Here is a 14,857-nt window from a genome sequence, read left to right on the forward strand (position 1 = left end):
CAGTTACACATGACCCTGCCGATGTATGTTGTAAGGAAAAACCTACAACAAATAAGTACCTCAGGAGTTCGGTATGGGTCTGCTCGGTAAAAGTCTCGGAAACATGGGCGTAAGCCTGAAACTCGGACTCGGCTTCGGCCTCGTACTGTTATTGACGGTTGTGATCACCGTCACCGGTTGGTTGAGCGTCGCCTCAGTGATTGAGCGCGGCGACAAGCTGACGGCGATTTCCGAGGTCGCAACCCTGACCATGGAGTTGCGTATAAAGCGCCTGGTTTACGAGCGTCAGTACGACGCTGAATCGGCAACCTCCATGATTGCAACGCTGGATAAAGTTGACGCGAGCATCAAGAAAGCCCGCGCGATGGTGGCCAGCCCGGAAAGCCAGAAGTGGCTGGAGGAGCAGCAGCAGTCAGCGACCGAATACCGCAAAACCTTCAACGACATGACCAAAGCCATCACCTCCCGCGAAGCAAGCCGGGGCTTGATGGGCGATGCGGCGGATAAGGCCGTCGCCGAGATCGACAAGATCGAAGCCGCGCTGCTGCTGGGCGATAACATCCTGCAATACAGCGACACAGTCGTGGTCAGCAAACTGATCCAGCAAGCGCGCTATCAAGTACGTGGCTACACCTACAGCGGCAAGGCCGAGTTTGAAAAGAATGCCAATGCTGGCATCGATCAGGCCCTGGTCGGCATCAATACCCTCGCGGGCAGCATCCCTTCGACTTACCTGCCCGGCTTGCAGGCTGCCACCGTTGGCCTGAAGGCCTATCAGGCTGCAGTGGGTCAATATCGCGATGCTCAGGCCGCCGGTAAACAAGCCTTGGCAACCATGACCAAAGAAGGTCAGGATTTACTCGACCTGAGTGCAAAACTGAATTCAGATCAATTTAGCAAGCGTGAGGCGGAAAGCCAGCAAGCCAAGTCGACGATCAGCCTGGCGACGGTGCTGGCCTTACTGTTTGGCGTCCTCGCCGCCTGGGTCATCACCCGCCAGATCGTCACACCTTTGCAGCAGACGTTGAACATTGTCGAGCGTGTGGCCTCGGGTGATTTGAGCCACGATTTGGCCATTGATCGCCGCGACGAAATGGGTCAGCTACAGACCAGCATTCAGCGCATGACCGTCAACCTGCGCCAGTTGATCAGTGGCATTCGCGACGGCGTGACACAGATCGCCAGCGCTGCCGAAGAGCTGTCCGCCGTGACCGAGCAAACCAGCGCCGGGGTCAACAGCCAGAAGGTTGAGACCGACCAGGTCGCCACAGCCATGCACGAAATGACGGCCACGGTGCAGGAAGTCGCGCGTAATGCCGAAGAAGCCTCGGAAGCAGCCGTTGCCGCCGATCAGCAGGCACGGGAAGGTGATCGTGTGGTTAACGAAGCCATCGTCCAGATCGAGCGCCTGGCCAAGGAAGTGGGCAACTCAACCGAAGCGATGAACGAACTCAAGCGCGAAAGCGACAAGATTGGCAGCGTGCTGGATGTAATCAAATCCGTCGCGCAACAGACCAACCTGCTGGCCCTCAACGCCGCCATCGAAGCAGCCCGAGCGGGTGAAGCTGGTCGTGGTTTTGCGGTGGTCGCCGATGAAGTGCGCAGCCTTGCCCAGCGCACGCAGAAATCCACTGAAGAGATTGAACAACTGATTGCGGGCTTGCAGAGCGGCACTCAGCAGGTGGCAACCATCATGGATAACAGCCGCGAGCTGACCGTGAGCAGTGTGGAACTGACCCGCCGAGCCGGTGGATCACTGGAAAACATCACCAAGACCGTTTCAGCGATCCAGGCGATGAACCAGCAAATCGCCGCCGCTGCCGAAGAACAAAGCGCCACTGCCGAGGAAATCAACCGCAGCATCCTCAACGTGCGCGACGTCTCCGAGCAAACCTCCGCCGCCAGCGAAGAAACCGCCGCCTCCAGCGTTGAACTGGCGCGGTTGGGCAATCATCTGCAAGTGATGGTGAGCAAGTTCAAGGTTTAACACCCCACCAGTAGGAGCGCGCTTGCCCGCGATGGCGTTCTGTCAGCAGCCTTAGAATCAACTGACAGGACGCCATCGCGGGCAAGCGCGCTCCTGCAGTTATCTAAGCGTCAGTCACATCCTTCCTTTTACTCGGAATCCCCCTACAAGCGACTCAGGTCGCGTTCTCGAAGCTCCAGCCGATGCGCTTACAACGCACATTGGCAGGAGCACTTACATGTTTCGATGGATCAATAACACCCTGGGCAACACCAGCGTAAAACTGAAACTGTCTCTCGGTTTTGGCCTGATCCTGATGCTGACCATGGCAATCACACTGACCGGCTGGCATGGGCTGGACACCATGATCGAGCGTTCAGAATCACTCACGGCCATCGGCCAGCTCAGCAGTATGACCAAGGACCTGCGCGCCGAACGCATCATCTATCGCGCCGACAACAGCACCGAAAACTCGACCAATGTGGTCAATCGGCTCAACGAACTGGAAGCTCATCTGGCGCTGCTGCGCAAAGAAACAGACGATGCGGCCAGCGTACGCATGCTGACCGAGCAAAGTGCGCTGGTCGCCGACATGGAGAAAACCTTTACCAGCCTTGGCGAAGACCACAAAGCCCGAGAGCGATCACGCACGCTGCTGGAAGAACAATCCGAACAGGCCGTGCAGGCAGTGGCGCAAGTCGAGAGCGAAGTACTCAAATCGGTCAGCCAGGAGCAGGACAATGGCGAGCGGCTGGACGAATTCACTAATATTACCCAGCTCAAACAGCAGATTCAGACCGCCCGTTTTCAAGTTCAGGCTTATACCTTCAGTGGCCTGGACACGTACGAAGCGGCAGCCATCGGTGCCATTGATGAAGCTCTCAAGGAGGTTCAGCAGATCGCCCAGGATCAGGCGGACGAGAACCTCAAAGGCCTGATCCCTGCCAAAGAAGCATTGGAGCGCTATCGCGTCCAACTGACTAAATTCAAGGACGCTCAAGTCAAACTCGAAGCCGCTCAGGAAACCCTGGAGGCTCTTAGCGACAAGATGCTGGTCAGCGTTGCAGATCTGATTACCCTGCAAAGCACTCATCGGGACAGCGAGGCCGGGCTCTCCCGTGCGACGTTAAGCACGGTGGCCGGGCTCGCAATTGTGCTGGGGTTACTGGCGGCGTGGGTCATGACCCAGCAGATCATTACGCCACTACGCGAGACCCTGGCTGCCGCCGACCGTATCGCCAAAGGTGATCTGAGCAAAGACCTGCTGATCCAGCGCGCAGATGAAATGGGCCAGTTGCAACAGAGCATGCAGTCCATGACGTTAAGCCTGCGGGACCTGATCAGCGGGATCAGTGATGGCGTTACACAAATCAGCAGCGCGGCGCAGCAATTGTCCGCCGTCACGGAGCAGACCAGCGTTGGCGTCAATAGCCAGAAGGACGAGACCGATCAGGTTGCCACGGCGATGAACCAGATGACCGCCACGGTGTTTGAGGTCGCACGCAACGCTCAGGACGCCTCCCAGGCAGCAGCCCATGCCGACCAGCAGGCGCGCGAAGGCGATCAGGTGGTGGCTGAGGCCATTGGGCAGATCGAGCTACTGGCCGACGAGGTACTCAGCTCGACTCAGGCGATGAACGTGCTGAAGCTCGAAAGCGAAAAAATAGGTGGGGTGCTGGATGTGATCAAGTCGGTTTCCCAGCAAACCAATCTGCTGGCGCTCAATGCGGCCATCGAGGCCGCGCGAGCCGGGGAAGCGGGACGCGGTTTTGCGGTGGTCGCGGATGAAGTTCGCGGCCTTGCCCAGCGGACGCAGCAGTCTACCGAGGAAATCGAAGAGCTGATCGCAGCCCTGCAAAACGGCACTCAACAGGTCGCCACGACTCTGGATAACAGCCGCAGCCTGACCGACAACAGCGTGCAGTTGAGTCGTCGTGCAGGCAACGCATTGGAGCAGATCACCCGCACGGTCTCGACCATCCAGGACATGAACCGACAGATCGCTACCGCAGGTGAACAGCAAAGCGCCGTGGCCGAACAGATCAACCGCAACATCATCAGCGTGCGCAATATTTCCGAGCAGACCGCCACGGCTAGCGAGGAAACCGCCGCCTCAAGCGTGGAGCTGGCGCGACTGGGCACGCATTTACAGGGGTTGGTGGCGAAGTTTCGGGGGATTTAGGCGTAAAGGAGACTCTGACCTGTGGGAGCGGTGCTTGCCCGCGATAAGGCTGGACGCGATTCACACGAGATCGCGGTGTCTTTGTCGCGGGCAAGCACCGCTCCCACATGGACTGAGCTCGGCGCAAAATTCAGCGGTTACTTCCGGCTGGCGATGATGTACACAGCGTGGATGATGCCCGGGAAGTAGCCCAGCAGGGTCAGCAGGATGTTCAGCCAGAATGCACCGGCAAAACCAACTTGCATGAAGACACCCACGGGCGGCAACAGAATGGCGAAGATGATGCGGATAATGTCCATGGGATAGCTCCAGATTGAAAATGGCTCTCATAAGCCACACAGCGAATTGACCTGTGCGAGCTGGAAGAGGTTCCATGTGATCTGGCAGCAAGCCATTACCGAGCAGAATAGCTGAGATAAGATCCGGCACAAATAAGAAAGCCCCGCCGAGGCGGGGCTTTACAGTTGGTTTCCCTGACTTCCTTTTCTTCCCGCCATCCTGGCAGGCATCCCTACGTGTCCCTGTTATTTGTTGCGCTTCCTGCGCTACGTCCATGGATTTAGATTAACTTTGGATCCACTCGGGTGATAGGGCCAAACAGCACTACGCTGCGTAAGCAAATGCTTACAAATTAATCATCGTCAAAATTGCGACGCGTCCAGCAGGAACAGCGATTCGCTACCCGCCCGGACCGACGCATTGAGCGAGTGAATACGCGGCAACAAACGGGCGAAGTAGAAGCGTGCGGTGCCGATCTTGCTGGCGTAGAAGTCCTCGTCGGCCTCTTTGCCCAAGGCAGCCTTGGCCATCATCGCCCACATGTAGGCGTACGCGGTGTAACCGAAAACGTGCAGATATTCGACAGATGCCGCGCCGATCTCCTGGGCATTGCTGCGTGAGCGATCCAGAACCCAGTTGGTCAATTCGTCCAGCGAATCCAGTGCCGCACTCAATGGCCGGGTGAACTCACCAAGCGATGCATCCGAGCCAGCGATGAATTCACGGATTTCGTTGGCGAACAGGGTGTAATACGCGCCGCCACTGCCGACAATCTTGCGACCGACGAGATCCAGCGCCTGGATGCCGTTGGTGCCCTCGTAAATCTGGGTGATGCGCACATCACGAACCAGTTGCTCCTGGCCCCACTCGCGAATATAGCCATGGCCACCAAACACCTGCTGGCCATGAATCGTGGTTTCCAGGCCCATATCGGTCAGGAACGCTTTGGCGACCGGCGTCAACAGCGCTACCAGCTCATCAGCGCGCTGGCGGGCGGTGTCGTCTTCACTGAACTTGGCGATATCAAGCTGCATGGCCACGTAAGTGGAAAACGCCCTGCCGCCTTCGTTCAGGGCTTTCATGGTCAGCAACATCCGGCGTACATCGGGATGCACGATAATCGGATCGGCCATTTTCTCTGGTTGCTGCGCACCACCAGGTGAGCGGCTTTGCAGACGATCACGAGCGTAGTCAATGGCGCTCTGATAGGAACGCTCACCCGAGGCCAGCCCCTGTATGCCGACGCCGAGGCGCTCGTAATTCATCATGGTGAACATCGCCGCCAACCCTTTGTTTGGCTCGCCAATCAGGTAGCCAATGGCTTCATCGAAGTTCATCACGCAGGTTGCTGACGCCTGAATGCCCATCTTGTGTTCGATGGAACCGCAGGTCACGGTGTTGCGTTCTCCGAGGCTGCCATCGCCGTTAACCAAGAACTTGGGCACCAGAAACAGGGATATACCCTTGGGACCGGCAGGCGCATCCGGCAGCTTGGCCAGCACCAGATGGATGATGTTGTCGGTCAGGTCATGCTCGCCGCCGGTGATGAAAATCTTCGTGCCAGAGATTTTGTAGGAACCGTCCGCCTGAGGTTCGGCCTTGGTGCGAATAATCCCCAGATCCGTCCCGGCATGAGCTTCGGTGAGGCACATCGAGCCTGACCAGGCGCCGGAATACATGCTTGGCAGATAGGCTGCCTTGAGTTCTTCAGTGGCGTGGGTGTTGATCGAAACACAGGCACCTGAGGTCAGCATCGGATACAGGCCGAACGCCAGGCTGGCCGAGTTAAGCATCTCTTCGACCTGAGCAGACACCGCCTTGGGCATGCCCATGCCGCCGAAATCAGGGTTGCCACCCACACCCACCCAACCGCCATCGGCGTAAGTCTGATAGGCCTGAGGGAAACCCGTCGGCGTGGTCACGACGGTATCGTTCCAGCTGCAACCCTGTTCATCACCACTGCGGCTGAGCGGCGCGATGCTTTTGCTGGTGACTTTGCCTGCTTCTTCAAGGATGGCCTCGACCGTCTCTACGTCAACCGTGTCGGCCAGTGCCGGGAGCTGTGCCCACAGCTTTGAGACTTCAAAGACTTCATTGAGGACGAAACGCATATCGCGCAGGGGCGCTTTGTAGTCAGCCATGGCAAACCTCGCAGGAACAGGGGGCAGTACACCTGAAGAGAGTAATCCCGCCTAAGCAAAACGGGACTTGGTGTCGATGACCGGAGTGTAACCGAACACCGAATGCGACACATAGGGTCGATTCGTGACCGAAATATAATTAATGGTCACGACCTGCAAGTCAGGTATCCCGATAAGTCAGACACACTGCATTCCCCTGTGGGAGCGGTGCTTGCCCGCGATAAAGTTTGGGTGATCGGCCTGCAGAATCGCGGCGCCCTTATCGCGGGCAAGCCTCGCTCCCACAGGAATCCGCAATCCAAAGCAGAACTGCGGGACGTCAAGCCATCAGCCAACCGCACCCGCCGCCGTACGCACCGCACCGCGCCGGGTGGTCTGTCCGTGGGACATGACGCAATTTCGACCGGCGCCTTTCGCGGCGTAGAGCGCCTGGTCGGCAGACTTGAGCACTTCTTCAGGCGTACGGTGTTCCGGCAGCCGCTCGGCGACGCCGATGCTCACGGTTACCGAAACGCTGGTCGCCGGCCCCGCGCCGCGACGCTGACGCCCCTGCTGATCATCCTGTGGCCGGTTCTCGGGGTTACGCAGCTGAATTTCGTAATTGGCGATGACTTCGCGAATGGCTTCCAGATGCGGGATACATTCCTCTATGGATTTACCGGCAAAGACAATGGCGAATTCTTCACCGCCGTAGCGATAAGCCTTGCCGCCGCCACTGGTAATCTTCGACAGTTTGCTCGCCACCAGCCGCAACACCTGATCCCCAACGTCATGGCCGTGGGTGTCGTTGAATTTCTTGAAGTGATCCACGTCGCCCATGGCCAACACATAAGTGCGCCCCAGACGTTGCATGCGCTCATTGAGCGCGCGACGTCCAGGCAGGCCGGTGAGTTCGTCACGGAACGCCATTTGATAGGCTTCGTGGGCAACACCGGCAGCAATCATCAACATCACTTGGCTGCACATGATGTTCAGGGTGAAGGGCAGGATGAAGGTTTTCGGCAAGGCCCAGAACAATCCGAGCAGGCCGATCAATTGCGCAGCATGCAAAGGCCGAGGTTTGCGAATGTATTGGGCAATCAGCAGGCCGAAGGCAATCAGGAACGTCAGGTAGGACAGTTGGATCAGACTCATCCACGAACCATGCAGCGCTGGCCAGCGAATCTCGGCCAGCCAGCGCAGTAACACGTCGGGATAACTCTGCTCCAGCCCCAATGCAACCGCGCCCACCGCGACCAGCACCGCGAGCCGGGCGACCATGTCCTGAACCAGATGCGTGCGCTCCTCCCAGGCGGCGAATACACCGTACAGCAGTGGCAGCAGCAGACACACCAGATGGAACACCACCGCCGCATCCTCGCGGACCTTGCCGTTATCGCGGAAATAATCCGTCTGGGCGTCTAGCAGGAAATAGGCAACGTACACCGTGATCATCAAAAATAGCTCGCGCTGGCGGCGATAAACCCCGCAATACGCGCCGCCCAGCAGCAGAACCAGAGTTGGTAATACATTGAACAGTGACGTGAAGAAAACGCTCAGATCTTTGACGTACGCAGCCGCCAGCCCGGCCAGCAGCAACACCAGCGAAGGCAGAAAGTGGCTATAGCGTAAAGCTGAAGAACGCAGCAAAGGGGATGTCTCCCACCCATCACAGGGCTAAGAACGTAGTTGATGGCATTGTGCCCTCATCCACTTGAATATGCATTCAGCAGAACTGACCAGCAGGCTACTTTCTTTAACGGCAGCTTCCCGAAAATGTTTATTGGTGGGATATGAGGATGGAGCGAAGGCTGGCGTCACACATAAAATCGACTGGAAATCAAAACCTGTGGGAGCGAATTCATTCGCGAAGGCATTGCTACAGACGATGAGGTATTCGAATGTACTGGCCTCTTCGCGAATGAATTCGCTCCCACAGTTCTCATTCCAGAGCCATCAAATCCGACCCACAAAAAAGCCGCTTCTCCCAAAGGAAAAGCGGCTTCTGGTGAATCCCGATACGGCTTAGTAAGCCAGACCGAAATCCTCTTCTTTCATGTCCATCAGGTTAGCGGCACCGGACAGCATGGTTGCAACGTGGGTACGGGTGCGCGGCAGGATGCGCTGGAAGTAGAAACGCGCAGTCTGCAGCTTGGCCGTGTAGAAAGCCTCTTCGCTGGTGCCGGCCGCCAGTTTCTCCGAGGCAACACGCGCCATGTCAGCCCAGAAATAGGCCAGGCAGGCGTAGCCGGAATACATCAGGTAATCCACCGAAGCGGCGCCGACTTCTTCACGATCCTTCATGGCGGCCATGCCCACTTTCATGGTCAGCTCGCCCCATTCCTTGTTCAGTGCAGCCAGTGGAGTGACGAACTCCTGAACGGCTTCAGCGCCTTCATTGTTCTGGCAGAACTTGTGGACGATCTTGGTGAAGCCCTTGAGCGCCTCGCCCTGAGTCATCAGGACCTTACGACCCAGCAAGTCCAGCGCCTGAATACCGGTGGTGCCTTCGTACAACATCGAAATACGGCTGTCGCGAACGTTTTGCTCCATGCCCCACTCGGCGATGAAACCGTGGCCGCCATAGATCTGCACACCGTGGTTGGCGGCCTCAAAGCCCACTTCAGTCATGAACGCCTTGGCAATCGGGGTCATGAACGCCAGCAATGCATCGGCCTGTTTCTTGTGTTCTGGATCCTCGCTGTACTTGGCGATGTCGACCTGCTTGGCGGTGAAATACACCATGGCGCGAGTGCCTTCAGAGAAGGCCTTCATGGTCAGCAGCATGCGACGTACATCTGGGTGAACGATGATCGGGTCGGCAACCTTGTCCGGCGCTTTCGGCCCAGTAAGGGAGCGCATTTGCAGACGATCACGAGCGTATTTCAAACCGCCCTGAAAGCCGATCTCAGCGTGAGCCAGACCTTGCAGTGCGGTGCCCAGACGCGCGGTGTTCATAAAGGTGAACATGCAGTTCAGACCTTTGTTCGCCGGGCCGATCAGGAAGCCTGTTGCCGCGTCGAAGTTCATCACACACGTGGCGTTGCCGTGGATGCCCATCTTGTGTTCCAGGGAACCACAGTTGACCGCGTTGCGATTGCCGATGCTGCCGTCAGCGTTCGGCAGGAATTTAGGCACGATGAACAGCGAGATGCCTTTAGTGCCCGCCGGAGCATCCGGCAGACGCGCCAGCACGATGTGGACGATGTTATCGGCCATGTCGTGCTCGCCAGCGGAGATGAAGATCTTGGTGCCGGTCACGCGGTATGAGCCATCAGCCTGAGGCTCGGCCTTCGTGCGCAACATGCCCAGGTCGGTGCCGCAGTGGGACTCGGTCAGGCACATGGTGCCGGTCCACTCGCCGGACACCAGCTTGGTCAGGTACAGATCGCGCTGCTCGTCGGTGCCGTGCTCGGAAATGGTGTTCATCGCGCCATGGGACAGACCTGGGTACATGCCCCACGACCAGTTGGCTTCGCCGACCATTTCGCTGACTGCCAGGCCTAGAGACTCGGGCAAGCCCTGACCACCGTGCTCGACGTCATGGGCCAGGCTCGGCCAGCCGCCTTCGACGAACTGTTTGTAAGCTTCCTTGAACCCACTCGGCGTTTTCACGCCTGACTCACTCCAGGTACAGCCTTCGGTATCGCCGACACGATTCAACGGCGCCAGCACCTGCTCACAAAACTTGGCGCCTTCTTCAAGAATGGCATCAACCATGTCAGGCGTGGCGTCCTGGCAGCCGGGCAGACTTTGATAGTGCGCCTCGTAGCCGAGGAGTTCGTCACGAACGAAGCGAATATCACGCAAGGGGGCCTTGTAGTCAGGCATAGCGATAAACCTCTGCTGATGAAACCTGGAAATGTGTGACCGATCGGTCGCTGTGGGACCTTCCCCAACCACCGGACAATCTCGGATGCCTAGCGGTCAAACAGGTGTTTGAAACATACGTTTACGCCCAAACCTTGTCAAGCGTGCATAACGAACCGTTCATCATCGAACCTGTTTCAAGGTACGCAGATAAAGGCGTGCAGCGCAGGACGGATGGTCCTTCGATGGCTTGAGTCTAGTTCAGGGCGGTGGAGTAGCGGAGTAAATAGGGGCGGGGAATGGCGGGGAATTCAGGACGCAAGGCTGCGCGGATCGCACGGCCGAAAGGACAATCAGGCGAAAGTATCGATCAACGTACCGAGCATTTCATCGCTGGCTTTCTGCACGGCAACACCAGCTTCGACCTGGTTTTTGCCCTGGGCCATTTCCACCAGGTTGGCAGAAAGATCAGTGCGCTGAGAGCGATCTACGGAACGCAGGTTCTCCAGCTGAAAATCCGAAGACTGGCTTCTGCCAGATACTTCGATATTGCTGCTGGCGATTTGAGTAGCCGCCTGATCGACACGCGACTGCCCAACTTCCATTGCGCTGAGGCCTGGATAAAGCGTGTTGTTCATAGTGATTTGCATGTATCGATCCTCGTGTTCATAAAACGAACAAGGCTATTGAAGCAGTAAAACGGCTGAAATACCCGACAAAAAGACTAATAGCACTAGGCCTGCTCATAGGCTGAGCCTTTTCGGCCTGGCTATTGTACGGCACCTTGCTGATCAAATTTTGTGCACTGGCCCACATCCTGAGCACGTTGACTCTGTTGGAGCGAGGCTTGCCCGCGAATCAGACGACACGTTTTATCAGATATACCTAGGCACCGTTCTTCGCGGGCAAGCCTCGCTCCAACAGAAGCAGCGTGCCGGTGCCATTCGCTTAATCCAGTAATTCCAAGTGCAGATACTCCGCCACCACCTCGGCTCCCGGCTTCTTCAACCGGGGCACGCGCCCCAGGCACGGTGCAGGCAACCGTTCCGCCAGGGTCGCAAGGTTTTCTTCCAGGCGCGAGGTTTTGGGGTCGACGATGTTGGCCACCCAACCGGCCAGTTGCAAACCATCTGCGGCGATGGCTTCAGCGGTGAGCAAGGCATGACTGATGCAACCCAGGCGCACGCCCACCACGAGAATCACCGGCAATTGCAGGCCAATCGCCAGATCCGACAGATTGGCCTGATCAGCCAGCGGCACGCGCCAGCCGCCAGCGCCTTCGATAAGGGTGAAGTCAGCGTTACGCGCCAGCACCAACCGCATTGGGCCGAGCAGCGCCTGGACCGTCAATGCCACTCCTGCCTCACGAGCCGCCAGATGTGGAGCGATAGCGGGCTCGAAGGCAAACGGGTTGACCTCTTCATAGCTCAGCGCGATAGAACTTTCAGCCATAAGCGCCACGGCATCGGGGTTGCGCAAGCCGCCGGGCGTTACTGCGCAACCCGAAGCGACCGGCTTGCCGGCCAGGGTGCTCAGTCCGCTCTGACGCACGGCATGCAGCAAACCTGCAGCTATGGTGGTTTTGCCGACATCGGTGTCGGTGCCCGTGATGAAGTACGCACGGCTCATCTCGGTAGCCCTCTATGGCGTGATGAACTCAAACGGTTTTTTCCAGAACCGCGTAGACGACTTGATAGGTCGCTGGCAACCCGTCGCTTTGACGATAGTGCTCGTAAGCCTCGATCAGGGCCAGTATCCGCGCACGACCGGTCAGACCGCCCGGACGCCCCGGATTCAGATTGTGCGCGCCCAGAGCTTTCAGTTCATGTGTCAGGCTGCGCACATCCGGGTAATGCAGCACATGGGGGCAAACTTCAAGAGAGCGGACCCGCAAGCCGCTGGCCGCGCACAGCCGCTGATAATCCTCCAGCTGGCGAAAGCGGTTCACGTGAACCATGCCGTCCACCGCCTGCCAGCTGTCGCGCAGCTCATATAAGGTGCCCACGCACAGGCTGGCAAAGGCAAACACCCCGCCCGGTTGCAGGACGCGCCCAGCCTCGCTCAGCACGGCGCCGAAGTCCGCGCACCATTGCACCGCCAGGCTAGAGAAAATCAGCTCGCAACTGGCATCACGCAGCGGCATGCGCTCGGCATCTCCTGCAACGAAATGGTCAGCACCCGCCAACGGCCGGGCATGCCGCAGCATTCCCTCGGCAATATCCAACGCCACACCTTCGCTGTCATCAAATCGCTGCGCCAGGACACGGCTGAAATAACCGGTGCCAGAGCCCAGATCCAGCCAGCGTGCGGGGTTAAGCTCAGCAGGCAATCGCGTCAGCAACTTACCACCAACTGCACGCTGCAACTCAGCGACACTGTCGTAACTGCCCGCTGCCCTGGAAAAGGATGCGGCTACCTGGCGTTTGTCAGGCAAGCCACCCGGCAGCCGTGGATTTGATAAATCAGTCATCACCGGACTCATGCAAAAAAGCCTGGATGGCCGCAGCCACTCCATGGGGGTTTTCCAAAAGGAACGCGTGGCTGGCCTGCTCGATCACGCCCACTTCCACATCAGGCAACAGTGCCAGCAAATCTCCAGCGGCTTCAGCGGGAACGAAGGCGTCGTGACCGGCAAACAGGTGCAACTGCGGGCCGCGAAAAGTCTGCAACGCACTGCGCGTGTCCAGTTGCTCCAGCAATTGCAGCCCATGGACCAGCGCGTGGGTCGATCCATGGGGCGCGCCAGCCTTGAGTAAACGGGAAATAGCGCGAGGGTCTTCAGCGCCCTGCGCGCACAGCAGACTGAAGCGCTTCAACGTCGCATCAGGATCATCGATGCAGCCGGTCAGAAACGCTTCGAAGTCGCCCAACGGCATCGCATTGGGCCAGGCGCCGCGGGTTACGAAGCTGGCGTTACTGGCCAGGGTCAGCAGACCGCAGCAGCGCTCGCCACGACGTGCCGCCAGTTCAGCGGCGAGCATGCCGCCCAGCGACCAACCGCCCAGCCAGGCGTTGTCAGGCAAAAGCGAGTCCAGCTCCTCAAGCCATTCCTTGGGGTCGCTACTGTCCAGTTCCGGCAGCGGCTCGATTTCTACCCGCAGATGCTCGTCCAGACCACGCAATGCGGCCGCCAAGGGTTCCAGCGGAGAAATGCCAAGGCCCCAGCCCGGCAACAGGATCAACCGATCACGCATGATTTGGCTCCACTAATTCGCTCGCCTTCAGCAGCGGATAACACTGCGCCAATGCATTCAACAATAGCTGCACTTGGGCTTCGCTGTGGGCAGCTGACAAGGTCACCCGCAAGCGGGCACTGCCAGCGGGCACTGTAGGGGGGCGAATCGCAGTCACCAGCAGCCCATGCTCACGAAGCATTTGCGACAAGCGCACGGCCTGCCCTGCGTCACCGATCAGAATCGGCTGAATGGGTGTGAAGCTGTCCATCAAGGTCAGTCCGATCTGCTGCGCGCCAGCGCGAAACTGGGCAATCAGTCGCGTCAGACGCTCACGTCGCCAATGCTCGGTACGCAGCAGCTCCAGGCTTTTCAGCGTCGCACAGGCCAAAGCCGGGGGCTGGCTGGTGGTGTAAATGTAGGGTCGAGCGAACTGGATCATGGTTTCGATCAGCTCCTCGCTCCCGGCCACAAAGGCTCCGGCAGTGCCAAACGCCTTGCCCAGGGTGCCGACCAGCACTGGCACATCATCCATGCCCAAACCGAAATGCTCGACGATGCCGCCGCCATTGGCACCCAGCGGTCCAAAACCGTGGGCGTCATCGACCATCAACCAGGCGCTTTTGGCTTTGGCGGTTCGCGCCAGCGCGGGCAAGTCGGCGATATCGCCGTCCATGCTGAACACGCCATCAGTGACAACAAGCGTATCGCCGACCGCCTTCTCAAGCCGGGTGCTCAAGCTCTGAGCATCATTGTGCAGGTAACGGGAAAAACGCGCGCCGCTGAGCAATCCGGCATCCAGCAGCGAGGCGTGATTGAGACGATCTTCCAGCACGGTATCGCCCTGCCCGACCAGCGCAGTCACAGCCCCAAGATTGGCCATATAGCCGTTGGAGAACAACAGCGCTCGCGGTCGCCCGGTCAGCTCGGCGAGCGCTTCTTCGAGTGCGTGATGAGGGCCGCTGTGGCCGATCACCAAATGCGAAGAACCACCCCCGACGCCCCATTTATTAGCGCCTGCCTGCCACGCAGAAATCACCTCGGGGTGATTGGCCAGCCCCAGATAGTCGTTACTGCAGAACGCCAGCAATGGCTTGCCATCCACTACCACTTCAGGGCCTTGTGGGCTCTGCAGCAGCGGACGCTGGCGATAGAGGTTGTCAGCGCGACGGGCGGCCAGACGTGCGCTCAGATTGAAGGACATGGGGGCCTCGGGGAGAAGTGTTGCGAACGCTGTCCCGTTGGAGCGAGGCTCGCCCGCGAATTTGACGACGCGGTATGTCAGGCACACCGCGTTGAATCATTCACGGGCAAGCCTCGCTCCAAC

General features: G+C 58.5%; 10 protein-coding genes and 3 pseudogenes. 4 read left to right on the forward strand and 9 right to left on the reverse strand.

The features are described 5' to 3' along the window. Positions 1–103: 103 nt before the first annotated feature. The 4 genes and pseudogenes from IV01_RS27435 to IV01_RS27450 form a co-directional block, all read left to right on the forward strand. Positions 104–865: pseudogene (locus tag IV01_RS27435) on the forward strand (methyl-accepting chemotaxis protein); the annotation flags it as partial. A 69-nt stretch (positions 866–934) separates the two neighbouring features. Then, positions 935–1,987: pseudogene (locus tag IV01_RS27440) on the forward strand (methyl-accepting chemotaxis protein); the annotation flags it as partial. 343 nt (positions 1,988–2,330) lie between these two features. Continuing rightward, a pseudogene (locus tag IV01_RS27445) lies at positions 2,331–3,290 on the forward strand (methyl-accepting chemotaxis protein); the annotation flags it as partial. 141 nt (positions 3,291–3,431) lie between these two features. Continuing rightward, positions 3,432–4,148, forward strand: coding sequence for a methyl-accepting chemotaxis protein (locus tag IV01_RS27450; protein ID WP_418903527.1), 717 nt, complete (start codon positions 3,432–3,434; stop codon positions 4,146–4,148). 137 nt (positions 4,149–4,285) lie between these two features. On the opposite strand, the gene IV01_RS0124990 is transcribed toward IV01_RS27450, so the two are convergent. The 9 genes from IV01_RS0124990 to bioF all read right to left on the reverse strand — a co-directional run bounded on the left by IV01_RS0124990 (position 4,286) and on the right by bioF (position 14,734). After that, the gene (locus IV01_RS0124990) at positions 4,286–4,447 is read right to left on the reverse strand and encodes a YqaE/Pmp3 family membrane protein (protein ID WP_020290879.1); all 162 of its coding nucleotides are present in this window, start codon (positions 4,445–4,447) and stop codon (positions 4,286–4,288) included. Positions 4,448–4,789: 342 nt separating this feature from the next. Next, a complete protein-coding gene (locus IV01_RS14650; RefSeq protein ID WP_032628080.1) occupies positions 4,790–6,568 on the reverse strand; it encodes an acyl-CoA dehydrogenase C-terminal domain-containing protein in 1,779 nt (592 codons plus the stop codon). A 327-nt stretch (positions 6,569–6,895) separates the two neighbouring features. Beyond that, a complete protein-coding gene (locus IV01_RS14645; RefSeq protein WP_032628082.1) occupies positions 6,896–8,197 on the reverse strand; it encodes a sensor domain-containing diguanylate cyclase in 1,302 nt (433 codons plus the stop codon). 375 nt (positions 8,198–8,572) lie between these two features. After that, positions 8,573–10,378: a phenylacyl-CoA dehydrogenase gene (locus IV01_RS14640; protein ID WP_032628083.1), complete on the reverse strand. Its 1,806-nt coding sequence runs from the start codon at positions 10,376–10,378 to the stop codon at positions 8,573–8,575. Between the two features lie 332 nt (positions 10,379–10,710). Beyond that, positions 10,711–11,007, reverse strand: coding sequence for a hypothetical protein (locus IV01_RS14635; protein ID WP_032628084.1), 297 nt, complete (start codon positions 11,005–11,007; stop codon positions 10,711–10,713). Positions 11,008–11,305: 298 nt separating this feature from the next. After that, positions 11,306–11,986 (reverse strand): dethiobiotin synthase, encoded by a 681-nt coding sequence (gene bioD / locus IV01_RS14630; protein WP_032628085.1) that lies wholly within the window; start codon positions 11,984–11,986, stop codon positions 11,306–11,308. A 28-nt stretch (positions 11,987–12,014) separates the two neighbouring features. Then, positions 12,015–12,827 carry a malonyl-ACP O-methyltransferase BioC gene (gene bioC, locus IV01_RS14625; RefSeq protein ID WP_032628086.1) on the reverse strand — a complete coding sequence of 271 codons (813 nt, stop codon included), beginning with the start codon at positions 12,825–12,827 and terminating at the stop codon, positions 12,015–12,017. Beyond that, complete coding sequence (locus IV01_RS14620) at positions 12,820–13,551, reverse strand: alpha/beta fold hydrolase (RefSeq protein ID WP_032628087.1); 732 nt, start codon at positions 13,549–13,551, stop codon at positions 12,820–12,822. The genes bioC and IV01_RS14620 overlap by 8 nt, the downstream gene beginning before the upstream one ends. Beyond that, positions 13,544–14,734, reverse strand: coding sequence for an 8-amino-7-oxononanoate synthase (gene bioF, locus IV01_RS14615; RefSeq protein ID WP_032628088.1), 1,191 nt, complete (start codon positions 14,732–14,734; stop codon positions 13,544–13,546). Before bioF ends, IV01_RS14620 begins: the two co-directional genes overlap by 8 nt. Positions 14,735–14,857: the final 123 nt, after the last annotated feature.

This window comes from Pseudomonas syringae (assembly GCF_000737245.1).
Classification (GTDB): Bacteria; Pseudomonadota; Gammaproteobacteria; order Pseudomonadales; family Pseudomonadaceae; genus Aquipseudomonas; species Aquipseudomonas syringae_J.